Source organism: Marivirga tractuosa (assembly GCF_042140215.1).
GTDB classification, from domain to species: Bacteria; Bacteroidota; Bacteroidia; order Cytophagales; family Cyclobacteriaceae; genus Marivirga; species Marivirga tractuosa_A.
The window spans coordinates 989475-1014039 of the sequence record NZ_CP159478.1; the positions used below are offsets into that span (position 1 = coordinate 989475).

At 34.9% G+C, this 24565-nt stretch carries 19 protein-coding genes; 16 read left to right on the forward strand and 3 right to left on the reverse strand.

Annotated features, from left to right (window positions below):
• The first annotated feature begins 19 nt into the window (after window positions 1-19).
• From ABWH96_RS04540 to ABWH96_RS04570, 7 genes are all read left to right on the forward strand, one after another.
• Entirely contained in the window at window positions 20-748 is a 729-nt protein-coding gene (locus tag ABWH96_RS04540) for an isoprenyl transferase (protein WP_375580310.1), read from the forward strand.
• Window positions 745-3408: an outer membrane protein assembly factor gene (locus ABWH96_RS04545; protein WP_375580311.1), complete on the forward strand. Its 2664-nt coding sequence runs from the start codon at window positions 745-747 to the stop codon at window positions 3406-3408. The genes ABWH96_RS04540 and ABWH96_RS04545 overlap by 4 nt, the downstream gene beginning before the upstream one ends.
• Window positions 3409-3522: 114 nt before the next feature.
• On the forward strand, window positions 3523-3957 hold the full coding sequence (locus ABWH96_RS04550; protein WP_375580312.1) for an OmpH family outer membrane protein: 435 nt from the start codon (window positions 3523-3525) through the stop codon (window positions 3955-3957).
• A 115-nt stretch (window positions 3958-4072) separates the two neighbouring features.
• The gene (locus ABWH96_RS04555; protein ID WP_375580313.1) at window positions 4073-4603 is read left to right on the forward strand and encodes an OmpH family outer membrane protein; all 531 of its coding nucleotides are present in this window, start codon (window positions 4073-4075) and stop codon (window positions 4601-4603) included.
• Window positions 4604-4690: 87 nt separating this feature from the next.
• Window positions 4691-5614 (forward strand): LD-carboxypeptidase, encoded by a 924-nt coding sequence (locus ABWH96_RS04560; RefSeq protein WP_375580314.1) that lies wholly within the window; start codon window positions 4691-4693, stop codon window positions 5612-5614.
• Window positions 5615-5674: 60 nt separating this feature from the next.
• On the forward strand, window positions 5675-6859 hold the full coding sequence (locus ABWH96_RS04565; protein ID WP_375580315.1) for a hypothetical protein: 1185 nt from the start codon (window positions 5675-5677) through the stop codon (window positions 6857-6859).
• A 3-nt stretch (window positions 6860-6862) separates the two neighbouring features.
• Window positions 6863-7558 carry a type II CAAX prenyl endopeptidase Rce1 family protein gene (locus ABWH96_RS04570; protein WP_375580316.1) on the forward strand — a complete coding sequence of 232 codons (696 nt, stop codon included), beginning with the start codon at window positions 6863-6865 and terminating at the stop codon, window positions 7556-7558.
• A 39-nt stretch (window positions 7559-7597) separates the two neighbouring features.
• Here ABWH96_RS04570 and chrA read toward each other — a convergent pair whose 3' ends face one another.
• Together chrA and ABWH96_RS04580 are read right to left on the reverse strand one after the other, a co-directional pair.
• A complete protein-coding gene (gene chrA / locus ABWH96_RS04575) occupies window positions 7598-8776 on the reverse strand; it encodes a chromate efflux transporter (RefSeq protein ID WP_375580317.1) in 1179 nt (392 codons plus the stop codon).
• 3 nt (window positions 8777-8779) lie between these two features.
• Window positions 8780-9754, reverse strand: a complete 975-nt coding sequence (locus ABWH96_RS04580; protein ID WP_375580318.1) for an isopenicillin N synthase family dioxygenase — start codon at window positions 9752-9754, stop codon at window positions 8780-8782.
• Between the two features lie 94 nt (window positions 9755-9848).
• Here ABWH96_RS04580 and ABWH96_RS04585 point away from each other — a divergent pair, with 94 nt between their 5' ends.
• The 6 genes from ABWH96_RS04585 (at window position 9849) to ABWH96_RS04610 (ending at window position 18249) form a co-directional block, all read left to right on the forward strand.
• Window positions 9849-10679: a phosphopeptide-binding protein gene (locus ABWH96_RS04585; protein WP_375580319.1), complete on the forward strand. Its 831-nt coding sequence runs from the start codon at window positions 9849-9851 to the stop codon at window positions 10677-10679.
• A 701-nt stretch (window positions 10680-11380) separates the two neighbouring features.
• On the forward strand, window positions 11381-12583 hold the full coding sequence (locus ABWH96_RS04590) for a pyridoxal phosphate-dependent aminotransferase (RefSeq protein ID WP_375580320.1): 1203 nt from the start codon (window positions 11381-11383) through the stop codon (window positions 12581-12583).
• Between the two features lie 162 nt (window positions 12584-12745).
• Entirely contained in the window at window positions 12746-13741 is a 996-nt protein-coding gene (locus ABWH96_RS04595; protein WP_375580321.1) for a bifunctional heptose 7-phosphate kinase/heptose 1-phosphate adenyltransferase, read from the forward strand.
• 40 nt (window positions 13742-13781) lie between these two features.
• A complete protein-coding gene (locus ABWH96_RS04600; protein ID WP_375580322.1) occupies window positions 13782-15602 on the forward strand; it encodes a TrkH family potassium uptake protein in 1821 nt (606 codons plus the stop codon).
• A gap of 23 nt (window positions 15603-15625) precedes the next feature.
• Entirely contained in the window at window positions 15626-17449 is a 1824-nt protein-coding gene (locus ABWH96_RS04605; protein ID WP_013453897.1) for a TrkH family potassium uptake protein, read from the forward strand.
• Window positions 17450-17484: 35 nt separating this feature from the next.
• On the forward strand, window positions 17485-18249 hold the full coding sequence (locus ABWH96_RS04610) for an Eco47II family restriction endonuclease (protein ID WP_375580323.1): 765 nt from the start codon (window positions 17485-17487) through the stop codon (window positions 18247-18249).
• Here ABWH96_RS04610 and dcm read toward each other — a convergent pair.
• Window positions 18225-19490, reverse strand: a complete 1266-nt coding sequence (gene dcm, locus ABWH96_RS04615) for a DNA (cytosine-5-)-methyltransferase (protein ID WP_375580324.1) — start codon at window positions 19488-19490, stop codon at window positions 18225-18227. The two genes, ABWH96_RS04610 and dcm, sit on opposite strands and share 25 nt — an antisense overlap.
• 154 nt (window positions 19491-19644) lie before the next feature.
• On the opposite strand from dcm, the gene dapF reads away from it, so the two are divergent.
• From dapF to ABWH96_RS04630, 3 genes are all read left to right on the forward strand, one after another.
• On the forward strand, window positions 19645-20424 hold the full coding sequence (gene dapF / locus ABWH96_RS04620; protein WP_375580325.1) for a diaminopimelate epimerase: 780 nt from the start codon (window positions 19645-19647) through the stop codon (window positions 20422-20424).
• Window positions 20425-20491: 67 nt separating this feature from the next.
• The gene (secA, locus tag ABWH96_RS04625) at window positions 20492-23845 is read left to right on the forward strand and encodes a preprotein translocase subunit SecA (RefSeq protein WP_375580326.1); all 3354 of its coding nucleotides are present in this window, start codon (window positions 20492-20494) and stop codon (window positions 23843-23845) included.
• Entirely contained in the window at window positions 23838-24347 is a 510-nt protein-coding gene (locus tag ABWH96_RS04630; protein ID WP_375580327.1) for an SPOR domain-containing protein, read from the forward strand. Before secA ends, ABWH96_RS04630 begins: the two co-directional genes overlap by 8 nt.
• Window positions 24348-24565: the final 218 nt, after the last annotated feature.

Below are 24565 nucleotides of genomic sequence, written 5' to 3' on the forward strand. Positions count from 1 at the left end.
TTGGAGCAGTTGATTGAACATGGAAAAAATTTTGGATAAAAACAATTTACCAAAACATGTAGCCGTTATTATGGACGGTAATGGAAGATGGGCTAAAAAGCAGGGTGCAGCCAGAGTTTTTGGACATAAAAACGCAATTAAGTCTGTTCGAGATACTGTGGAAGGATGTGCGGAATTAGGAATATCTCATTTGAGTCTTTATGCCTTTTCAACTGAAAATTGGGCTAGACCCAAAATGGAAGTGGATGCATTAATGCAATTATTGGTTTCCACAATTAAAAGTGAGATGAAAACTCTAATGGAAAATGATGTCAGACTCTCTTCTATTGGAGATATAGAAAAATTACCGAATAAGTGTTTTAAAGAGTTGCAATCTGCAAAAGAGCAAACAGCAAATAATAAGGGATTGAATTTAATTCTGGCTTTAAATTATAGTGGCAAATGGGATATTGTTCAGGCTTGTAAAAGAGCCTTAAATGATAATAATAAATCAGAATTGAATTCAGATGATTTAACTGATCTGAAGTTTGAAAATTATTTATCTACAGCAGGAATTCCAGACCCAGAGCTTTTAATTAGAACCAGTGGAGAATTTAGAATAAGCAATTTCATGCTTTGGCAATTAGCCTATACAGAAATATATATCACAGATGTTCTATGGCCTGATTTTAGGAAAGAGCATTTAAATGAAGCATTATTAAACTACCAATCTCGAGAAAGAAGATTTGGAAAAGTATTAAGTGAATGAAACGACATTTATTAATTATAATTAGCATTTTATTTAGCGTTTACACTTTGTCAGCGCAAATCAATCCATCAATGGATTACAGTAAACCCCGCAAATATGAAATTGTGGAAGTTGTAGCCAATGGGTTGGAATATCTAGATGAGGGAGCAGTGATAGCCATTACGGGTATATCTAAAGGGGATAGAATAGATATTCCTGGTGATGATATTGCTTATGCTATCAAAAAAATGTGGCGGCAAGGACTCTTTGCTGATATCATAGTTAAGTACGAGATAGTAGAGGAGGGGAAAATAAAATTAATTCTGGAGCTTACGGAATTACCTCGTTTAACGCGTTATACCTTTGAAGGAATTAAGAAATCTAAGGTATCTGAAGTATCTGATGAATTGAGCTTGGTGAAAGGCAGGATTTTAACTGATGCTTCTGTAAAAAATGCCGAGCTCAACATAGTAAAATACTTTAAAGGAAAAGGATATTTGAATGTTGAAGTAAATTCTACTCAAAAGCCCGATAATTTGGTTGGTAATGGGGTGCAATTAATTTTTAATATTGATAAGAAAAATAAAGTAAAAGTTGCAGACCTCTATATAGTAGGTAACGAAGCATTCGGTGATAGAAGATTAAAAGGTAGATTAAAAAATACTAATGAAAGATTACGTTTTACTTTGTTTGAGGACATTGTTAGCAGAGCTTTACATTCAAAACCCAAACATTGGTTTCAATTCATAGCTAAACAAGACTCAGTTGGTCTAAATCGGGCTTTAGATTATTTTGGAGAGCATGTAAATGTCAATTTCTTTAAATCCTCTAAACTTGTGAAGGAAGATTATGAAGAAGATAAGAAATCCTTGATTGATTTTTATAATAGCAAAGGATATAGAGATGCTGAGATAACCTATGACAGTATTTTTAAGGAAGGTCAGGACATTGCAGTAGAAATTGGTGTTGATGAAGGTCAAAAGTATTATTTCCGAGACATTAATTGGACGGGAAATTTCAAGTATAATGATGAAGTTTTAAGCTCGGTGCTAAATATTAGTAAAGGAGACGTTTATAACTTAGAGAAGATCAATAGAAAATTGAATTACGATCCTACAGGAAATGATATCAGCTCCATTTACATGGACAATGGTTATCTTTTCTTTAATGTTACCCCTGTAGAGGTAAATGTAGAACAGGATTCAATTGACTTGGAATTAAGGGTGTATGAAGGTGCTCAGGCCACTATCAATAAAGTAACCATAAATGGAAATACTAGAACAAACGACCATGTAGTTTTAAGAGAGCTTAGAACTATTCCAGGTGAGAAGTTTAGTCGTAAAAAATTAATACGGACTCAAAGAGAGCTTTCTCAATTGGGATATTTTAACCCGGAAACAGTTAATCCAACACCAGTTCCCAATCCTAGTGATGGAACAGTTGATATTAATTGGGAACTTGAAGAAGTTTCAAATGACCAAATCCAGTTATCCGGTGGATGGGGTGGTTTTATAGGTTTCGTAGGAAGTTTAGGAGTTACCTTTAATAATTTCTCTCTCAATAATTTCTTGGATTTTGGAAACTGGGATCCGCTTCCAGTGGGTGACGGTCAAGTGTTGTCATTGCAGTTTCAAGCAAACGGACGTCAGTATCAGAGCTACAACTTCTCCTTCACAGAGCCATGGCTGGGTGGTAAAAAACCTAATGCCCTAACAGTAGGGGGTAGTTATTCTTATCAAGGTGATTTTGTTAATTTCAGAGATCCGCGATCAGGAATATCAGGTTCATTCAGAATATTCAGAGGGTTTGTTAGCTTATCTAGAAGATTGAAATGGCCAGATAACTATTTCACTTTGGCGAATTCTTTAGAATATTCGAGATATACCTTAAATAATTCTCAAAGGTTAGGTTTCCAATTAGGGTGTACAGATTGTGAAGCCAATAATATTAATTTTAAAACTACTATTGCCCGAAATAGTGTTGATAATCCAATTTATCCTAGAAGTGGTTCAAATGTCAGTTTGGCAGTTTCATTAACTCCTCCTTATAGTTTATTGAATAATAAAAACTATGATGAATTGTCATTTGAAGAAAGTATTAATTTCTTGGAATTTAACAAATGGATGTTTGATGCTTCTTTCTTCAATCAAATAGTTGGAGATTTGGTAGTGAATACAAGAGCTAATTTTGGTATTATTTCCAGTTACGGAGACAAAGTTGGTGTGGGACCATTTGAGAGGTTTATTCTGGGTGGCTCAGGACTAGCAGGTCAAGGCTTTATTTTAGGTAGTGATATTATAGCACTAAGAGGTTATGAGGATAATTCACTAAGACCTACTGAATTTGTCAGAAGTTTTGAAAACGGAACAGTTAATAACCGACAAATTAGTGGTGGAACTATCTACAACAAATTTGTAATGGAATTGAGATATCCTATTTCCCTTAATCCTTCTGCTACAATCTTTGTGTTAGGTTTTGGTGAAGCAGGAAATACTTGGACCGATTTCAGTCAATACAATCCTTATGATTTAAAACGTTCAGCAGGTGTAGGTGCGCGGATTTTTATGCCTGCTTTCGGTACTATCGGCATAGATTGGGGATATGGATTTGACAATGCACCAGGCACAAATAGACCAAGTGGAGGCCAAATTCACTTTACAATTGGTAATCAACAAAGATAAATTGGTATGAGATTTGTTAAAGTCCTAATAACAATTGTAATTTTAAGTCTGAGTTCGCAAATGGCGAGTGCACAGAAATTTGGATACGTTGATTCTAAATTCATTTTAAGTAAGATGCCCGAGTATAGTGAAGCAAAACAAGAAATTGATGCTTTAACTTCGGCTTGGCAAAATGAAATCAAACAAATGCGTAAAGAAATAGAATCTAAATACGCAGAGTTAAAGGCTGAAGAAGTTTTACTTACAAAGGAATTAAAAGAAGAACGATTGGCTGATATTGAGGAGAAAGAGAAGGAAGTTGAAGAGTATCAAAATAAAGTATTCGGGTTTAATGGCTTACTTTTTTTAAAGAAAAAGGAATTAATTAAACCAGTTCAGGATAAAGTATTTGAGGCAGTAGAAATTGTAGCCAAAAAAGAAAGATTGCAAATAGTATTTGATAAAGCGGGTGAGCTTATCATGATTTATACTGATCCTGTCCATGATTATACGGATTTGGTTCTAGAAGAATTAGGATTAATTGACGAAAACGATTTAAATAAGAATTAATAAAGTGAAAATTACGATGAAACCCACACGACTTAAATAATCATTTGATAAAACAAAACTGATTATTTTTGTTGCAGAAGGTTCCATTTGACCATTAAAAATTAAAAGTATACAGATGAAAAAGGGATTATTATTAATTTTAGCATTGGGTTTATTTTATACAGCTAGTGCCCAAGAAACGAAAATAGGATTTACAAATGCTGATTATGTTTTGAGCTTAATGCCAGAATCTAAAGAGGTACAATCTCAAGTTGAAGCATATGAAAAGCAATTTTCAAATTCTATCCAGCAAAAGTATCAGGATTTTCAAGCCCAAGTTGCAGAATATCAGCAAAATGCTCCTACAATGACTGAGCAAGTTAGAGCAGAGAAAGAGCAAGAATTGCAAGGTTTACAGCAATCATTGCAAAAGTTTCAGCAAGATGCTGAGCAGTCTATAGCCCGTAAGCAACAGGAATTGTATCAGCCGCTATACGAGAAAATCCAAGGTGCAATCGATAAAGTGGCAGCAGAAAATGGTTATACTCATGTTCTAAGAGCAGAAGCTTTATTATATATATCCGATGAAGATGCTGGTGATATTTCTGAATTAGTATTGAACAAATTAGGCGTTGAAGCACCAGATGCTTCTGCAACTGATGAGTAATCATTATTGAACATATAAAATTTCTATTTAACAGAAATTTATTGAAATTAGCCCTGAATTTATTCAGGGCTTTTTTATTTCCTAAATATGAGCAAACACCCGCCTTTTCTTGGTAAAAATGATTTGATAATAGTTATTAGCCCCTCAGGAGTGATAGATAAAGATGCAGTTTTAAAGGGAGCTAAAATATTAGAAGAAGCAGGTTTCAAAATTGAGTTTGCCCCCAATATCTTTAATGCTCATTTTAAATTCGGTGCTAAACATCATGAAAGACTATCCGATTTACAGTTCGCCCTAGACCACAAAGAAGCAAAAGCTATTTATTGTGCTAGAGGTGGCTTCGGTATTACTCACATAATTGATGCTTTGGATTGGACAAGGTTTAAGAAACATCCTAAATGGATAATTGGTTTTAGTGATATCACAGCTCTCCTGCACGCAGCATTTCAAAATGGGTATTGCTCATTGCACGCCAGTGTTCTACAAGGTTTGCCAAAACTTTCAGGAGATTATCAGAAAAAATTAATTGAATTTTTATCTGGAAATATTAAAAGCTTAAAAGCTACTAGCACTTTTAATAAAGCAGGAAAAGCTAGTGGTCAGTTAATAGGAGGAAACTTATCCTTATTGGTTCATCAAATTGCCACACAAACAGAATTAGATTATGCAGGTAAAATTCTTTTTATAGAGGAAGTAGCAGAACCTCTATACCATATCGATAGAATGCTATTGCAATTAAAAAGAGCAGGTAAATTGAAAGACTTAGCTGGATTGGTAGTAGGGCAATTCACAAATATATCTGAAGACAAATCTATTTATGGTCAGTCAGTAGAGGAAATTATTTTGAGCCATTGTGAAGAACATAATTTTCCGATTGGCTTTAATTTTCCTTTTGGGCATAGGGAGGAGAATATGCCGATTGCTCATGGAGCAAATGTAAGTTATGAAGTGAGTGAAAATGATGCTTATTTGAATTATTTAAATGATAATGCAGAAAATAACTTACCATAATAATAATCTAAACATTTATAAGTTTATTCTCTGAACTTTATAAACCAACTATCAACCCAAATGAAACCAATTTCAATAATATTAATAATTTTCCTTTCAGTTTTAGCTCAAAAAGCAACTAGTCAAAATAAATCCCTTGTTTTATGGGATGAAGAGAATAGCCAGCCTGTTGAAAGCGCATTGATCTTACATCAAAACCAGGCAAAGGAAAGTGCTATCAGTAATAGTAACGGATTATTTGAACTCCCACCATCATGGCAAAGCGATGATTCTCTTTTCGTCCATCATGTGAATTATGAAACTACAACTTTCAGCTTTTCCAAAGACTTAAAAGATACCTTAAACATCAAGCAACAAGATTTTATGTTAGATGAGGTGGTTGTTTATGCAGAAAAGACTGTGGAGCAATTTTTAGAAGATATTGTAGCCAATACTCAGGCGAAATTAAAGTTTCCAGTTAAGTATGACGGTTACTATAAAGAATTTACTTTAGAGAATGAAAAGTACATCTCATTTGCAGATGCTTCTATGCAGTTTTATTTAGAGGATAAAAGAGATGATATAAATATAGATGCCAGCTTACTGGAAAGTAGAGCTGTAAATTTAGAGACGAGTGAAGAAATTGATTTATCTCTAGTAGCACCTATAGGTTTTGAAAGTGCACTGGCTTACAAAGACCCAAGTAAGGTCAGTAGTTTTTTAAATCCAAATAATTACAAAAACTATAATTATTCAATTTCTGATGGAAGTCCTTTAATTACAATAAAGATTAGCCCTAAAAATCCTGAACAAGATGTTTGTAAAGTTGGTAAAATTCTAGTTGAGAAAAAAGACTCTACTATTTCTTTTATCCAGTTTCAATACCATCCTCTTTCAATTAAAAATTCCAAAGAAGTTAATATGTTAGTTATGAAGGCAAAAGTTTTACAGAACAAAGTTTCAATAAAATATAGGTACTATGAGGATGAGATAATTCTAGATTACGTGAGAATGAATATTTCGATGAGAATTTATAATGATAAGAAAATAGATCAAACCAATACTTTTATCAATGACCTAAGTATCCTAAAACCATCCGAAAATCAAGAGAGCATTAGTTGGGGTGATAGATATCGAAAAAAATCTATTGCTAAAAATGGAACTGACTTTCAAACAGAGTTCTGGAAAAATGCCTCTCATGTCTCACTCAGTCCGGAGGAATTAGAACTGATTAATAGTGATCATAAAGATTTAGATGCTAATTAAGTATTGAAACTACTTAAGAAAATAATTCAACTTCAACCCCTTGCAGCAACCGATAGCAAGCTTAAGGTCTCATTAAGAATATATGGCTTAGGTTTATTGGTTATAGTTATTTTCTCCATTTTTAAAATAATTGCAGCTGACTTTGGCTTATATGAAAGTTATCATCACCATGTAACAGATAGTTTGGCAAATGCGGAATCTTTAGAAAGAATTTTATACGTTTTATTAACTTCTGTAATTATCTATCCTTTGGTAGAGGAATTGTCTTTTAGATTATGGTTAGTAAAGAACACAAAGCGATTCTTCTTGGGCTTAGGGTTTTTCTTTATATTAATTTTATTAGTCTTAACCGAATTTAATAAACTGGTTCCCATTAATTTCGATTTATCATTTGTTATCTTCTTTATTTCTTTTGGATTGCTTTTAGCTTATCTGTTATTTAAGTTAATGCCTGAAAGCTTTGAATTACCTCCTATTTATCTACTAATTATTATTTCCAGTATTCTGTTTGCATTACTTCATCTTAATGTAACTGGGAAGCAAACTAATATATTGGGCTACTTAATTATACTTTTGCCTTATTCTATCAAGGGGTATTTTTATGGTTATATTAACTATAGGATAGGTTTTAGGTATTCTTTTTTGGTTCATGCTTTACATAATTTTGTCATCCTGAGTATTTCCTTACTGATGAAATAAATCAATATTTTTTTTGTAAAGCGACATTGATTCAATCACCTACCCCAACAAAAACCCAGCTAACAAGCCTATCAAAACCACATAAGGAGCTGGAATCTTAGTAAAAAGTAGGATAGCCACCGTACCAATAATTAAACTGAAATTCAGCATGGTAGTTTGCACAGGTTCAAAAAGCAGAAAAATGGCCGCTACCACCATCCCAGAACTGACAGCCGTAATACCTTCCAAAGAAGCCTTTATAATTCTAAATTTTTTCAGTTGATCCCAAAACCTAATTAAGAAAATCATCATTAAAGTACCGGGCACAAATATTCCCACCGCAGCTAAAAACCCACCTAAAATTTCACCCCAAACGCCATATTCCCGCATAGAAAGTGCGCCTATATAACTGGCAAATGAGAAAGTAGGGCCAGGAATTGCCTGAGCAATAGCAAATCCACTTAGAAATTCTGAAGATGATAAGTAGTCTTTAAAGTCAACAAATTCTGTATAGAGAAATGGAATCAATACCTGGCCTCCGCCAAATATCAAACTTCCGTTCCTGTAGAAGTTCTCTAAAAGACGAATGGGTAAAGATTGTGTGAATAGACCAATGAGGGCAATTAAAATCAAAACACTAATCCAGATGATCAAAGCAGTCCATCTGATTTTGATTTTTTCTTTTTCCTCAATAGGTTGAGATTTGTATTTGAAAGCAGTAATGAACCCACCTGCAAGGATTAAAGCTGGAAATAAATATGGAGAATTAATCCAAACTGAAATAGCAGCAGATATAACTAATAAAATGACACTGGTTTTAGTGTGAATTACTTTTTTAACAATCCTATAAGCTGCAGTAGCTACGAATCCGACTGCAATGGGCTGCACAAAGGTCAGAAAGTGTGTTGATAATTCTTTCTCATCAATGTTGGACATTAATATTCCGAAGCCAGTCATTAATGCAACTCCCGGAATAGACCAAACAAACAAGGTTAAAAAGGCAAAAGGTGCTCCTCCAATTTTTACCGCTAAACCAGTTAAGATTTGAGTAGAAGAAGGCCCTGGCAACATTTGACACAAGGCATTCATTTCTATCAATTCTTTTTCGGTTAAATAACCTCTTTTATAAACCAAATGGTCTAAAAAAAACGCAAAATGAGCAGTAGCACCCCCAAAAGTGGTGAGAGACAGGATAAAAATATCCTTTAAATAGATCAGGTATCGGATATTTCGAACCACTAATTATTTTTTCAGCAACCCAATTTCTGCTAATCTTTCCGCTAAAAACTCTCCTGCTGACATATCTTCATATTTTTTAGGGTTATCTGTATCTACGCAACTATCTAAACAAGTTAAGTCCATACTCGATTTAGGATGCATAAAAAATGGAATACTGTATCGAGAAGACTTCATTTGCTCTTTAGCCGGATTCACCACCCTGTGTATTGTAGATTTCAATTTGTCATTGGTCAATCTTGCCAACATATCACCTACATTCACAACCAATTGATTAGGTAAAGCCGTAATTGGAATCCATTCACCATCTCTTCTGAGTACTTGTAAACCATCAGCACTTGCTCCCATCAAGAGCGTAATCAAATTAATATCTCCGTGTTGGGCAGCTCTTACAGCATCTGCGGGCAAATCTTCTGGTTTTTCAATTGGAGGATAATGTATTGCTCGCAAAATACTATTGCCGTAAGTTACTTCAGAATCGAAATAATTTTCGTCCAAGCCTAAATATAGCGCAATAGCTCTTAGCATTTCAAAACCTGTTTTTTCAAGTTTCTGATAGGCATCTTGAGCTAATTCTGCTAATTCAGGCACCTCCGAAGGCCACAGATTATCAGGATATTCTTTTTTCAGCTCATGACCATCAGGTACAAATTGTCCTACTTGATAGAATTCTTTCAGATCGGGCACTTTATGTCCTTTTGCCTGTTCTTTTCCCTTGCTTGTATAGCCTCTTTGTCCGGCTAACTCTTCTTTTTCGTAAGCTTTCTTCTGCTCTGTGCTTAAATTGAAGAATTTCTCAACAGCTGCATAAAGTTTCTGGCTTAAATCATCACTTAAATAATGTCCTTTTATAGCAACGAACCCTATATTGTTGTAAGCTTCACCTAATTCTTTTACAAATTGGGCTTTTGTCTCTGCAGTTCCGTTGGTGAAATCTTCCAGATTTAAGGAAGGGATTTCATTATATAATTTTTTGCTCATAACAGTATCGAGGTTTATTGAGTTGATAGTGTAACATATTCACACTACCTTAGTACACTTTATTAAAGTAAAATAAAACAAAAAACATAAAACCATGAAAAAAGCCACGATAAGATTTAGTATTTTATTTGCGATGGCAGCAATTTTTGCTTGTAGCACCGGAAATAAAGAAGAAAAAGCTGAAACAGAAGATAAATCAATGGAAGAAAAAACAGAAGAATCAGTTTCTTCTATTAGTTTGACACCGGTAGAATCCCCAGAATTTGATGATTCCATGTTGGAGATGTTAAGTCCTATGGAAAACGAAACAAATTTGGAGCCCGGTGCTGTTAAGTTTTCTTACAATGTAAAAAATTATGAGTTGGCGACTCAAACTATTGATGCCGATGTGAAAAATTGTGCCAATTCACCGAAAGGTCAACATATTCACTTGATATTGAATAACCAACCGTATTCAGCACATTACGAATCGGAATTCACCAAAGATTTAGAAGAAGGTCATTATGTAGCGCTATCTTTCTTATCTCGTTCTTATCACGAAAGTGTAAAGAGTTATGGAGCAGCCAATGTTCGTCAGTTTACAGTCGGCAAAGAACCAAGCGGTCAGGAAATTGCTGATTTATCAGACCCCCACATGTTTTATAGCCGTCCGAAAGGGACTTATACTGGGAAAGATGCTCAGAAAGTATTGTTAGATTTTTATTTGTTGAATACGGAACTTTCCGAAGAAGGAAATAAAGTTAGAGCAACCATTAATGGAGAAGAATTTATGCTCGATAAATGGCAGCCTTATTTTATTGAAGGGGCTGAAATGGGTGAAATGACTATTAAATTAGAATTATTAGATGCAAAAGGAGAGTTAATTCCTAGCCCATTTAATCCTGTGGAAAGAACTGTTACTTTAAAAGAAGGTGATGCTTCTTGAAAGTAAAGATTAATTAGTGATGAAATAGCTTGTGATTTATGAATTGCAGGCTATTTTTTATTAAAAAACTGATGAATTAAGGTCGCTCCTACGGAGCTTGGAGAAGCAGTTTTCAGGTGATAATTACCATAATATAGCCCCTCTGGGGCTAAAAAAGAGGCTATCAATATTATTTCACTAAATATCTGATTTCATAATAATAAACTAAAATTTAATGAGGTATTTATGAGTCCCATAGGGACGAGCATATGGTAACTCTAATCAATACACTTTCTTAAGTTCCGTAGGAACGATCTTATAGTATCCACCTTGGTAATAAAAATGCATTGACTGCCTTCTCGTATAGATAGTTTTATCTAAACTTATGCATTGACAGGCTATAAAAACTCACAGAAACTTGAAGATAAAAGACCTTAAAGGAGAGTGTCAGTTTAAAGTCCCAGAGGGACGACCATATAGTAAAACAAATTATAGCACTTTCTTAAGTTCCGTAGGAACGACCTTATATTATCCAAGCCCAGCTCATACCTAGCAAACATTAATTGTCAACTAACAATTGAAAAAATATTTTGTCAATTGAAAAATTAGCACATCATTAGCTAATTACTTAATTTTAGCGCTGAATTGAAAAATGAATGAAATAGGTAGTGAAATGGCAATATGCTATGATAATAACTGTATAAAGTAATAACGAAAATAATATGAACTATCCAATAAGCAATCGCATCAAGAATATGTCTGAATCCGCAACCTTAGCTATGGCAGCTAAAGCGAGAGAATTAAAATCTCAAGGGATTGATATTATCAGTTTGAGTTTGGGAGAACCAGACTTTAAAACACCAAAACATATTCAAGAAGCGGCCAAGAAGGCAATTGATAGTGAAAAATATTTTGCGTACCCACCAGTTTCTGGATATCAAGATTTACGTGAAGCGATAGCTGAAAAATTGGAAAAGGAAAATGGTATTCCTAGTTCTCCTGAGCAAATAGTAGTTTCAAATGGTGCAAAGCAGTCCATTGCTAATCTTATGTTATCCATGTTGAACCCAGGTGATGAGGTGATCGTATTTGCTCCATTTTGGGTGAGCTATACGGAGTTGGTAAAATTGGCAGGAGCAACCCCCGTTTATGTAACCGGAACTCTAGAAAATGATTTCAAACCTACTGCTGAGCAATTAAAAGATGCCATCACCAACAATACTAAAGCAGTCCTATATTCCTCTCCTTGTAACCCTACAGGAAGTGTTTTTTCTAAAGAGGAATTGGAGAAACTGGCGATGGTATTAAGACAGTATGATGATATAGTTGTAATGTCTGATGAAATTTATGAACACATCAACTTCGGAACTGAAGGTCATGTAAGCATGGGTTCTTTGCCGGGTATGGCGGAAAGAACCATCACTATCAATGGATTTTCAAAAGGATTTGCCATGACGGGTTGGAGAGTAGGCTATATTTCTGCTCCATTGCCAATAGCAAAAGCGGCCACTAAAATCCAAGGGCAAATTACTTCAGGTAATTCTTCTATTGCACAAAGAGCGGCCTTGGCTGCTATTACTGAAGATTTGAAGCCGACATTTGAAATGACCAAAACCTATCACAAAAGAAGAGATATGGTATTGGATTTGCTAAAAGATATTCCGGGTGTTGTAACCAATGTGCCTAAAGGAGCTTTTTATATTTTCCCTGATATCAGCAATTTCTTTGGAAAATCTGATGGAGAAACTAAAGTGAAAAATGCTGATGAATTGGCAATTTACATTCTGAAGAAAGCCAATGTTTCAGTGGTGACGGGAACAGCCTTTGGCGCCCCTAATTGTATAAGGATTTCTTATGCGGCTTCCGATGATGAATTGAAAGAAGCAATGGCTCGATTGAAAAAAGTATTGGCAGAATTAAAATAATTAATCCTATTTTATGGAAAACCTGTCAGGTTTAAATTTGGACATGTATCATGTATCAATATTGGAACGTAATGAGAATATTGAATAGAACAAACCTGACAGGTTTTATTATTAAAATTAAATTAGGCGAAAGGGAAATAATTTCACACTTAATATTTGCATATGGCTATTGAAAGCATTCCTGATCTTTTTAAAGCATTTCAAAAGCTAAAAGTATTAGTCATCGGTGATGTAATGATTGATGCTTATATCTGGGGCACTGTTTCCAGGATTTCTCCTGAAGCACCCGTGCCAGTCGTAAATGTGAAAAACCGTGAAAAAAGAATGGGTGGGGCGGCCAATGTTGCCCTAAATCTTCAATCATTAGGTGCAGAACCCATTTTATGTGCGGTTTTAGGAGATGACGAGGAAGCCAATATTTTTGAAGATTTACTAGAGAAAAGAAATATTACAGCTAAAGGGATTATTCGAAGCAAAGACAGAATAACCACCATTAAAGAGCGGGTTTTGTCAGGTTCTCAACATCTTTTAAGGGTTGATTCGGAAAGCCTTGAGCCCCTAAACTCTTCAGAAGAAAATTTACTATCGCAAAAAATTTTGGAGCTGATACCAGAAGTGGATGTAGTGGTTTTTGAGGATTACGATAAAGGCACCATCAATGCTCAAATTATTCAAGATACTGTTGAAAGAGCTCAGGAGTTAGGTAAACCAGTAGTGGTAGATCCTAAGAAAAATAACTTCTTTTATTACAAAGGAGTGGATTTATTTAAACCTAATCTGAAAGAATTGAAAGAGGGGATGAATGTGAATTTTGAGCATTCAAATCAGGAAGTGTTAAAATCACAAACTCAATTACTTCGAGAACGCCTATCATGCAAAATGGTGATGACTACTTTATCGGAAAAAGGAGTTTATATACAATCCGAACAAGAGGATTTTTTGATTCCGGCTTACAAAAGAAGTATTTCGGATGTTTCGGGAGCGGGTGATACAGTAATTAGCATTGCAGCTCTTTGCATGGCCTTGAATTTAAAGGCAGGTTTTGTAGCCACATTATCAAATTTAGGAGGAGGAATTGTATGCGAAGAATTAGGTGTAGTGCCAATTGATGCCAAAAAGTTGGAAGTAGAGGCAATAAAGCATAATTTACAGTTATAAATTGAGGCATTAAACTTAAAAGCCAAGTGTTTCTTACGGAATGAAATTTTCAAAACTCAAAAATGCTTTTGCAGAATGGCTGAATAACTTGCTTTACAGTAGCAGAACGCAAGTTTTGAATACACTGGTTTCTTTAAAAGCATTTATTTGGCTTACCGCAACTATTCTTCTTTTATATGTTTTTGGTTTTGAAACCGAACAGGATGAATTAGAGCAAGTTTTCTTGGGTTTGGATGTAGTGCTTATCATTTATTTCAGCACTTTTCTTATTCGTTTACTTTATGAGTTTAGACGTACCGAATTTATTAAAAATAATAAATTAGAGACTTTTTTGGTATTGATTATCATCGTTAATACCATCAGTCACCTTTTTCTCGATAATAAGATAATGGGTTTTTTTATCGAGAATTTTGAGTTTGAAAGCTACGAAGATGCTTATTTGGCCTTAATCACTTTCTTCTTCATTATCCTGATTCTTTATGAACTGGTCAACGCATCTGATATATTTTCACGCCTTAAAGCAAGCCCTTCTCATTCATTCATAGTCAGCTTTATTATATTGATACTTTTCGGAACAGGAATGCTGATGTTGCCCGCCATGACAGTTCAAGAGGGTTCGATGAAGTTTATGGATGCCTTATTTACTTCTGTGAGTGCATGTTGTGTTACAGGATTGATAGTGGTAGATACAGCTACTTTCTTTACTCTAAAGGGGCAAATCGTAATTATGATGTTAGTGCAAATTGGTGCTCTAGGGATAATCTCTTTTGCGGCCTTTTTTGCTAATATTATGAAAAGCGGAGTAGGCATTAAACAGCAATTGTTTTTGCAGGATTACCTGATCAGTGAATCTCTTTTTTCTGCAAAGGGCTTATTGCGGAAAATCATTTTCATCACCATTTCATTGGAGCTTATCACCTTTGTATTGATTTATTTTACCTGGGGAGATGGGGTGGTCTTCAATTCACAAGCTCAAAAACTGTTTTTTACGGCTTTTCATGCAGTCAGTGCTTTCTGTAATGCAGGCTTTAGCCTTTTTACAAATGGCTTGGCCGAACATGGAGTTGCCACTAGTTATATCCTTCATATTGTTGTAGCTGTTTCCATGATATTTGGAACTATCGGTTTTTCTACTATTCAGGATATTTTTAATATTCAAAGATTAAGAGACCGTTATCAAAACCCTTGGAAAGATTGGAATTTAAGCACCAAAGTAGCAGTTTACACCACTGCTTTCTTAATTGTTTTTGGGATGTTGGTATTTTATCTATTGGAAAGAGATTATATCTTGTCAGACAAGAACTTTATCGAAGCTATAATTACTAGCTTTTTTCAATCCGTAACCAGAACCGCGGGTTTCAATACAGTGGATATAGGAGCTTTAAGAACCCCAACACTAATATTGCTGGCATTTCTCATGTTTATTGGTGCGTCCTCGGGCTCAGTAGGTGGCGGAATTAAAACTTCTACTTTTTATTTAATTCTGGTTTCGGTATTTGCCACGATTAGGGGGCGGTTAAAAATCGAAATTGACAAAAGATTTATTCCAAAAGAATTACTGTTTAAGGCATTGTCTATCTTTTTCTTTGCCGCCTCCATTAATTTGATCGGGGTATTTATTTTAACATTAACAGATAGTAATTTCTCATTCGTTCAAATTATTTTTGAACAAGTTTCGGCATTTGGAACAGTAGGTTTAAGTACTGGTATTACTTCTGAATTATCTACTGCTGGTAGGACGGTTATAATTCTTTCTATGTTTGTTGGAAGGGTTGGGACGCTTACATTTGCTTTTGCATTAAGTAGCAGGCAGACTACACAAAATTATAAATATCCTAAAGCGCATTTGATGGTGGGCTGATATTATGATGTATAAAGTATTAAATGAAAATCTCTAGATTTAAAAATACAATAATTGAATTGCTGAATAACGCAATTTATAAGAGTAAAAAGCCCGTCCTCACCACGGTTCGCTCTGTTAAAGTGTTTTTATGGATAGCTGCTTCGGTCATATTACTATATGAATTTGGATTTGATGTAAATAAAGAGGAGTTAGAACAGGTGTTTCTGGCATTGGATATAATCCTGTTTTTTTATTTTTTAAGTTTCCTCATTCGATGGCTTTACTCTTTTAGAAGACTGGAATTTTTACAATCTCATAAACTAGAATTTATATTAGTCATCATTATCCTCGTAAATTCTATTAGTTATTATGCTTTTGATAATAGAATAGTATATTTTTTACAGGACTTTTTTGAATTCAATAGTTATGCGGACGCCTATCAAACTTTGCTGGCTTTTTATTTTATTATTTTAATTTCATATGAAGGAGTAAAAGCGAGTGTAATTTTATCTCAACTCAAAACGAAACCTGCCAGAACCTTTATCATTAGTTTTATAATCTTGATCTTTTTTGGGACTGGTGTTTTAATGTTTCCTGAAATGTCAGTGGAAAACGAAACTATGCCTTTCATGGATGCATTGTTTACTGCGGTAAGTGCAAGTTGTGTGACAGGTTTGATTGTTGTAGATACGGCTACTTACTTTTCGTTGAAAGGGCAATTTGTCATTATGATTTTAATGCAGTTTGGTGGCTTGGGCATCATTACATTTGCTTCTTTTTTAGCTTCACTATTAAAGACAGGAGTAGGGATCAAGCAACAACTAATGCTTCAAGATTTCCTTGAAAGTGATTCTTTATTCTCCGCCAAAGGCTTATTGAGTAAAATCTTTTTTATCACTTTTTTAGTAGAGTTTATTGCCTTTGTTTTAATATTCTTCTCTTGGGGGCAGGATGTTCATTTTAATACCGTGGGGCAGAAGGTTTTCTTTTCAGCCTTTCATTCTATCAGTGCATTTTGTAATGCAGGTTTTAGTTTATTTACCAATGGCCTATTTGAACAAGGAGTAGCCACCAGTTATATTTTACATATTATTATTGCCATAACTCTGATTTTAGGAGGGATAGGGTTTTCTTCACTTCAGGATTTGTTTTCACTTTCCAATCTTAGGGATAGATTTAGAAACCCTTGGAAGGAATGGAAATTGAGTACCAAAATAGCAGTATATACTTCCTTAGTATTGCTCATCACAGGCATGATAGCCTTTTATTTTATAGAAAGAGACAACACTTTGGCTGATATGAATTTTATGGAAGCTTTGATCACCAGCTTTTTTCAATCTGCAACTGCAAGAACGGCAGGATTTAACACTGTGGACTTTAGTGCCTTGAAAATCCCGGCCTTGGTGCTAATCTCTTTCTTAATGTTTGTCGGGGCGTCATCAGGTTCTGTGGGTGGAGGGATTAAAACCTCAACTTTTTATTTGTTGATTAAATCAGTGGTTGCAACTTTAAATAATAGGGCTAAAATTGAGATCGATAGAAAATTCATACCTAAAGAATTACTTTATAAAGCCTTGTCAGTCTTTTTCTTTGCCGCAACTATGAATTTGATGGCTATTTTTGCTTTGACCATAACGGATGGTGATATTACGCTGGAAAGATTGATTTTTGAACAAGTTTCAGCTTTCGGTACGGTAGGCTTAAGTACTGGGATTACTGCTGATTTATCACTTGGCGGTAGAATTATCATTATTTTATCAATGTTTATTGGTAGAGTAGGTACTTTGACCTTTGCTTTAGCCCTCAGCAATAGAGCTACAAGCACGACACACAAATATCCTAGGGCGCATTTGATGGTGGGGTAAATTTATTTTAATAACTTTAAATCAAAGAATTATCTATGGCAAATAAATACCTTGATTTTGTGGCGGATGAGCATTTATTAAAATGTGTCGAAAATCTTCATAATTCATATTTGAAGGCGAAAGAAAATATTTCCAAAAAGACTTTTTATAAAAATAAGGTAGATACCATAAAACTAATCTTTGATTCAAAATTTAATAACCTAGATGAAGAAGAAATAATTGAAACAGAAATATTAAGACAAATAGATAAATCTATCAATAATTCAATAGGTACATTTCATGAAGAAGTGTTGGGAGGTATTAACGGCTATGAAAAAGGAGAATTAAGCGGATTTGATATAAAAGCTGAGGATGATACATTATTTGCGGACATTAAAAATAAGCATAATACCATGAACAGTAGCTCTTCGGAAAGCTTGTTCCAAAAACTAGCAAGATACGCTGATGATTATAAACTGGCAAAATGCTATTGGGTACAGATTTTAGCAAAGAAGAGTTTTAATGAAAAGTGGTTTGCTGAGATAAATGGAAAGGAATACAGTCATAGTCGGGTTTATAAAATTTCAGGTGATCAATTCTATTCATTATTAACCGGTAAGGAGGATTCCTTTTTTAAACTTTATAAAAAACTACCTATAGCAATTTCCGATTATTTAGGTTCCATCAAATCTGAGAATAAAATCCAAGAAAACTCTGCTTTAACTGAAATTCAAGAATCGATTTCAGAATCTCAACGCTCGATTTTTGACCAAATCACTTTTGAAAATTATAGTTACTATCTCGGTTTTGACAGGCTGTAATATTGATTCAAAAATTTTACAATCGAAAACCCTAATTCTTGAGCTAAATTAACTGGAACTGCATTGCCAATCTGTTTGTATTGTTGGGCAACCGATCCAGCAAATTCCCAATCATCCGGGAAAGTTTGTATACGAGCATATTCCCTCACAGTAAAAGGTCTTGTTTCATCAGGATGGCACCTTTCTGTTTGTTTTTGTGCAGGGCTGCATGTCAATGTTAAAGAGGGCTCGTCCCAACCAATTCTTCTTGCCATTCCGGTTTTACCACCGCCCAAGAAATAACTGCCACCCATATACTCTTTTTGAATGTCAACGGGCAAATCTCTCCAATAACCTTTAGGAGGGACTAAATCCAAAACATTCTTTTTGTATTCGGGATATTTTGCTCCTGATGATTCAGGAACATCAGAATTAAATAACTCTCCTTTTTTCAAGGCATCTTTTAAATTATAAATCTTTTTGTGTGGTTTAGGATATTCAAATTCTATATCAATATCCTTTCTTATACCTACTAAGATTAGTCTTTCACGTTTTTGTGGAACCCTATATTGAACAGCTTTTAAAACTTGAACTGGAATAACATTATATCCAATTTCATCTAAAATGGAAATCATGCCTTGCAAAGTATTCCCATTATCATGGCTTAGAAGTCCGCGTACATTTTCTCCTATACAAATGGAAGGATTTACTTCTGTTACAACTCTTGCGAATTCATAAAACAATGTGCCTCTTGCGTCTTTTAAGCCTAATTTTTTTCCAGCATAACTGAAAGCTTGGCATGGGAACCCTCCAGTAACAATATCTACCTTATTATAGAGTTCGCTAAAGTCAAAGTTTTTAACATCTCCTTCCAAAACCTTCCAATTGGGTCTGTTTTTTCTTAACGTTTGGCAGGCCCATTTATCAATTTCATTTAATGCAACGCATTTCAATCCAGCTTTTTCCATGCCAACAGCCAATCCACCTGCCCCTGCAAATAGCTCTAATACAGAATATTCATTATCTGGTGCTTCATAATTGGAAACTTCATCTTCTAAATTTTCCTCAAATAATGGCTTAAGAAGTGTTTGAACATCATCTTTTCTGTAAACACGATAATTTGACACAGGTTCTCGAACTGCATTTAAAATCCCTTCTTTATCCCATCTTCTTAAAGTTTCCTTACTTTTGCCGATTAATTCGGATGCTTCTGATAATGACAAGTATTCTTTCATATAACCATCTTGGTAAACATTACACATTGGTTACAAATTTATTAATTATATTTAAAATTCTAAGTGATATTTAAAGTAGTTTTCCTTTTAATAAAGAAATTTAAGTTAAGACCATTCATTTTTTCCAAGTGCCAATCTGGCATAAGAAATTCTTTGGTGTTATTTTCGCTTAATAGAGCACATGGCAAATATTGAATTTTATAAATATCAAGGAACAGGCAATGATTTTGTGGTGGTGGATAACCGTTCCCAAATGCTGGATAGAACCGATAAGACCATTGCCCAAAAACTTTGTGACCGAAAATTTGGAGTGGGATCAGATGGATTAATACTAATTGAAAATCATGATGAATATGATTTTGAAATGATCTTTTTTAATCCTGATGGCTCGCAAAGCATGTGTGGAAACGGAAGCCGATGTGCGGTGAAATTTGCTCAATTTTTAGGCATAATTAGGGATAAAACTACTTTTCTTTCAACTGATGGCGTGCATGAAGCCACTATTGAGGGAGATATTGTTCGCTTGAGTATGCAGGATGTAGCTCAATCTGAAATCAATACTTTTCCAGAGCATTTTACAATTAATACAGGTTCACCGCATTATGTTATTTTTGCCAGCAACATAAAAGAGAAAGATGTAAAAGAAGAAGGGGCTACTATTCGTTACAGTGATGAATTTGCAGCTGAAGGCATCAATGTTAATTTTGTAGAGAAACTATCTGTGAATAAAATTTCAGTTAGGACTTATGAAAGAGGTGTTGAAGATGAAACCTTGTCATGTGGAACTGGAGTAACAGCATGTGCCATTGCGCATGTGTTGCATGGAGGAGTTTCTCCTGTTGAAATTGAAACCTTAGGAGGACAATTAAGTGTTGAATTTGAGTTGGAAAATGGTAACGCAAAAAATGTTTGGCTAATTGGACCAGCGAAGAATGTTTTTAAAGGTGAAATCGAACTTTAAAAATTTCAATAAATCATAAAAAAGCGTGTAAATTAGCACATATTTTAAATTATTATAGCAAAAAAGAATGTTTGATTTTTTAGCAAAAGGACTTACCAAGGTATTCGGAACTAAGTCTGATAGAGATATAAAAGAAGTTCTTCCATTAGTTGAGCAAATTAATAAAGAATTTGCCAAGTTAAAGGACTTATCGCATGATGAATTAAGAGCTAAAACAGCTGATGTTTTAGATAGAATCAATCAATATTTGAAGGATATTGATGATGAGATAGCTGCACTTCATACTAAAGTGGATGAAGATCCTGATATGGATTTGCACACTAAAGAGGATGTTTTCAATGAGATTGATGCGCTGGAGGAGAAAAGAAATGAAAAGTTGGAGGAAGTCCTTATGGAAGTATTGCCCGAAACTTTCGCAATCGTAAAGGATACAGCGCGTAGGTTTATGGAAAACGAACAACTGGAAGTAACCGCTTCTATGTTCGATAAAGAAATGTCTGGCAAGGCGGAGCATGTGAATCTGAAAGGCGATAAAGCCATTTGGGATAATACGTGGAAAGCTGCTGGAAACGATATTACCTGGGACATGATGCACTATGATGTGCAGTTGATTGGTGGTATCGTGCTCCACAAAGGTAAAATTGCAGAGATGGCAACAGGTGAAGGTAAAACTTTAGTGGCTACTTTGCCTGCTTTCTTAAATGCATTAGCGAAAAGAGGCGTTCACATTGTTACCGTTAACGATTACTTAGCAAAGCGTGATGCCGAGTGGATGGCGCCTATTTTCCAGTTCCATGGAATTTCGGTTGATTGTATTGACAATTTTAGACCTAACTCAGAAGAAAGAAGAAAAGCTTATCAATCGGATATTGTCTACGGAACCAATAATGAATTTGGCTTTGATTATTTGCGTGACAATATGACGCGTGAAACCAAAGAATTGGTTCAAGGAAAACACCATTTTGCCATGATTGATGAGGTGGATTCTGTTTTGATTGATGAGGCCAGAACTCCATTAATTATTTCAGGGCCAGTTCCCAAAGGAGATGTTCATGAATTTGATTCCCTTAAGCCAAGAATTGAAAAACTAGTACAAGAGCAAAGAAAATTAACTTCAGACTTTCTTTTAGAAGCCAAAAAGCTCATCAAAGAAGGTAAGGAAGATGAAGGTGGCTTGGCATTGTTCAGAGCATTTAGAGGTTTGCCGAAACATAAGCCTTTAATTAAATATTTGAGTGAGCAGGGTATTCGTCAAATTTTGCAAAAGACGGAAAACATCTACTTGGCTGATAATTCTAAATTAATGCCAGAGGCAGATGAGCCTTTATTGTTCACCATAGAAGAGAAAAACAATAATATTGACCTTACAGAAAAAGGGATTGATATCATCACAAAAGATGGTGAAGATCCTAATTTCTTTATTCTTCCAGACATAGGAGTTGAAATCGCGAATTTGGAAAAAGATGAGTCTTATTCCGATGAAGAAATGCTGGAGAAGAAAGATGCACTAATCAAAGATTATGCAGAGAAAGCAGAACGTATTCACTCTGTGAATCAGTTATTAAAAGCTTATACACTTTTCGAGAAGGATACTGAATATATTTTAGTAGATGGAAAAGTGAAGATTGTAGATGAGCAGACGGGTCGTGTGATGGAAGGAAGAAGATATTCTGATGGTCTCCACCAAGCGATTGAAGCCAAAGAAAATGTGAAGGTTGAAGATGCTACACAGACTTATGCCACTATCACATTGCAGAACTACTTTAGAATGTACCACAAATTAGCGGGTATGACGGGTACTGCTGAAACTGAGGCAGGAGAGTTCTGGGATATTTACGAATTGGATGTGGTAGTGATTCCTACCAATAAGCCAATTGTTAGGGATGACCGTCAAGATAAAGTTTATAAAACAGTAAGAGAGAAATTTAATGCCGTTGCTGCTGAAATTGAGGAAATGAGTAAAGCTGGAAGACCTGTTTTAGTGGGTACTACTTCCGTGGAAATTTCCGAGATATTAAGCCGTATGTTGAATATGCGTAAAATCAAGCATCAGGTATTGAATGCAAAACAACATGCCAAAGAAGCAGATGTAGTAGCCGAAGCTGGTAAACCAGGAACTGTAACCATCGCAACCAACATGGCGGGTCGTGGTACGGATATTAAATTGGCTAAAGAGTCCAAAGAAGCTGGAGGTTTAGCGATTATCGGTACGGAAAGACACGAGTCAAGGAGGGTTGATAGGCAGTTAAGAGGTCGTGCGGGTCGTCAGGGAGATACTGGTTCATCTCAATTCTTTGTTTCCCTTGAAGATAACTTGATGCGTATGTTTGGTTCAGATAGAATAGCCAAACTGATGGATAGAATGGGATTGGAAGAAGGTGAAGTAATTCAGCATTCCATGATTTCAAAATCCATTGAAAGAGCGCAGAAGAAAGTAGAAGAAAACAACTTCGGTACTCGTAAGCGATTACTAGAGTATGATGATGTGATGAACTCTCAGCGTGAAGTGATTTACAAGAGAAGAAAAAATGCGCTTTATGGCGAAAGATTGCAGTTGGATATCATGAATATGTTGTTTGATACTTGTGAAGATATTGTCAATAATTCCAAAGCAATGGATGCATTTGACGATTTCAGATTAAGTATTTTAGGAACCTTTGGAATTGACTTCGAAATCAGCAAAGAAGATTATGAAGCTTCAAAGCCTAATGAGCTTACGGAGAAATTATACAATCATGTTTATGCTTCTTATAAAGCTAAAAATGATAGAATTAAAGATAAAGCTTATCCAATTTTAAAGGATATATCCAAAACGAAAGGAGCCACGGTACGAGAAGTTATGGTGCCTTTTACAGATGGTAAAAAGCAAATTGGGGTAGTCACTGATCTACAGAAAAACCTGGATACGGAAGGTCAGGAATTGATACTTTCCATGGAGAAAATATCTACCCTCGCCATCATAGATGAAAATTGGAAAGAGCATTTAAGAGAGATGGATGACTTAAAGCAATCTGTTCAAAATGCTGTTTATGAGCAGAAGGATCCATTATTGATTTATAAATTTGAAGGTTTTGAGCTATTCAAAAGATTTATTGGTAAATTGAATGAAGATACAAGCTCATTTATGATGAAGCTTGATTTACCGGTTCAGGATAGTTCTCAGGTTCAAGCAGCTGCTCAAAGAAAACAAGAGCAGAATTATAAAGAAAGTAAAGAGGAGTCAGGTTCTGTATTAAGTGGAGGTCAAAATAAAAATAGGCCACCGGTAGAAAAGCAGATGCCGGCAAAATCTGAAAAGATTGTAGGTAGAAATGACAGAGTTTCTGTACAGTATCAAGACGGAAGCGTAAAAAAAGACGTTAAGTTTAAGACAGTAGAGGAAGATGTTAAAAGCAATAAATGTGTTTTATTAGATGAGTAGATTTGGAACCAGCATAGCGTTTTTATTATTTGGCTTTTTTATAATAGGTTGTGTTAGTACGCAGCCAACTTCCACTGCAAGTAAATCTTACAGTGAAGATTTAAGTCAATATCGCCCTAAAGTTGATACTGCATTTGAAATGGAGAATGAAAAAAGCAGTTTCAGAAAGACAAGTGAGAATTTTGATCCAAATGCTGATGTAACAGGTCTTTTGAATAAAAAGCTTGATACTTTGGCGGAGAATAATAAAGAGATTCGATATGTAAATGGTTATGCTATTCAAGTTTATAGTGGAAGTAGCAGTTCTGATGCCTATGCAGCCAGAGATACGGCCAGAGTTGTTTTACCTGAAATCAGAACTGATGTGGAATATAAACAACCCATTTATAAAGTAAGAGTAGGAAGGTTTACAGAAAGACTGGAAGTTCAAAGGACATTATTGAAATTGAAGCCCAAGTTTCCTGATGCTATTTCTGTTCCTCAAAGGATTTATATTAATTAATTGGGGCATGTGATTTTTATTAATGTCTGGCATAATAGTTTAATAGGTTGTTAGCAAATAATAAATAGAATCCGCCAGAGGCGGTAGTAGTTTCCACTAGCGGGACGCTAGCGGAAGGAACTTACTTTTTTCTATCGCCATATTCTGGATGGTGAGGAATACTGGCGCCTCTGACGCTGAAGATTTCAACAACAAATTTTTTCGCTTTAGCGAAAATC

Coding starts and splice junctions, on each gene's coding strand:
- ABWH96_RS04540 (WP_375580310.1), top strand. CDS start 20: ATGGAAAAAATTTTGGATAAAAACAATTTACCAAAACATGTAGCCGTT.
- ABWH96_RS04545 (WP_375580311.1), top strand. CDS start 745: ATGAAACGACATTTATTAATTATAATTAGCATTTTATTTAGCGTTTAC.
- ABWH96_RS04550 (WP_375580312.1), top strand. CDS start 3,523: ATGCCCGAGTATAGTGAAGCAAAACAAGAAATTGATGCTTTAACTTCG.
- ABWH96_RS04555 (WP_375580313.1), top strand. CDS start 4,073: ATGAAAAAGGGATTATTATTAATTTTAGCATTGGGTTTATTTTATACA.
- ABWH96_RS04560 (WP_375580314.1), top strand. CDS start 4,691: ATGAGCAAACACCCGCCTTTTCTTGGTAAAAATGATTTGATAATAGTT.
- ABWH96_RS04565 (WP_375580315.1), top strand. CDS start 5,675: ATGAAACCAATTTCAATAATATTAATAATTTTCCTTTCAGTTTTAGCT.
- ABWH96_RS04580 (WP_375580318.1), bottom strand. CDS start 9,754: ATGAGCAAAAAATTATATAATGAAATCCCTTCCTTAAATCTGGAAGAT.
- ABWH96_RS04585 (WP_375580319.1), top strand. CDS start 9,849: ATGAAAAAAGCCACGATAAGATTTAGTATTTTATTTGCGATGGCAGCA.
- ABWH96_RS04590 (WP_375580320.1), top strand. CDS start 11,381: ATGAACTATCCAATAAGCAATCGCATCAAGAATATGTCTGAATCCGCA.
- ABWH96_RS04595 (WP_375580321.1), top strand. CDS start 12,746: ATGGCTATTGAAAGCATTCCTGATCTTTTTAAAGCATTTCAAAAGCTA.
- ABWH96_RS04600 (WP_375580322.1), top strand. CDS start 13,782: ATGAAATTTTCAAAACTCAAAAATGCTTTTGCAGAATGGCTGAATAAC.
- ABWH96_RS04605 (WP_013453897.1), top strand. CDS start 15,626: ATGAAAATCTCTAGATTTAAAAATACAATAATTGAATTGCTGAATAAC.
- ABWH96_RS04610 (WP_375580323.1), top strand. CDS start 17,485: ATGGCAAATAAATACCTTGATTTTGTGGCGGATGAGCATTTATTAAAA.
- dcm (WP_375580324.1), bottom strand. CDS start 19,490: ATGTGTAATGTTTACCAAGATGGTTATATGAAAGAATACTTGTCATTA.
- dapF (WP_375580325.1), top strand. CDS start 19,645: ATGGCAAATATTGAATTTTATAAATATCAAGGAACAGGCAATGATTTT.
- secA (WP_375580326.1), top strand. CDS start 20,492: ATGTTTGATTTTTTAGCAAAAGGACTTACCAAGGTATTCGGAACTAAG.
- ABWH96_RS04630 (WP_375580327.1), top strand. CDS start 23,838: ATGAGTAGATTTGGAACCAGCATAGCGTTTTTATTATTTGGCTTTTTT.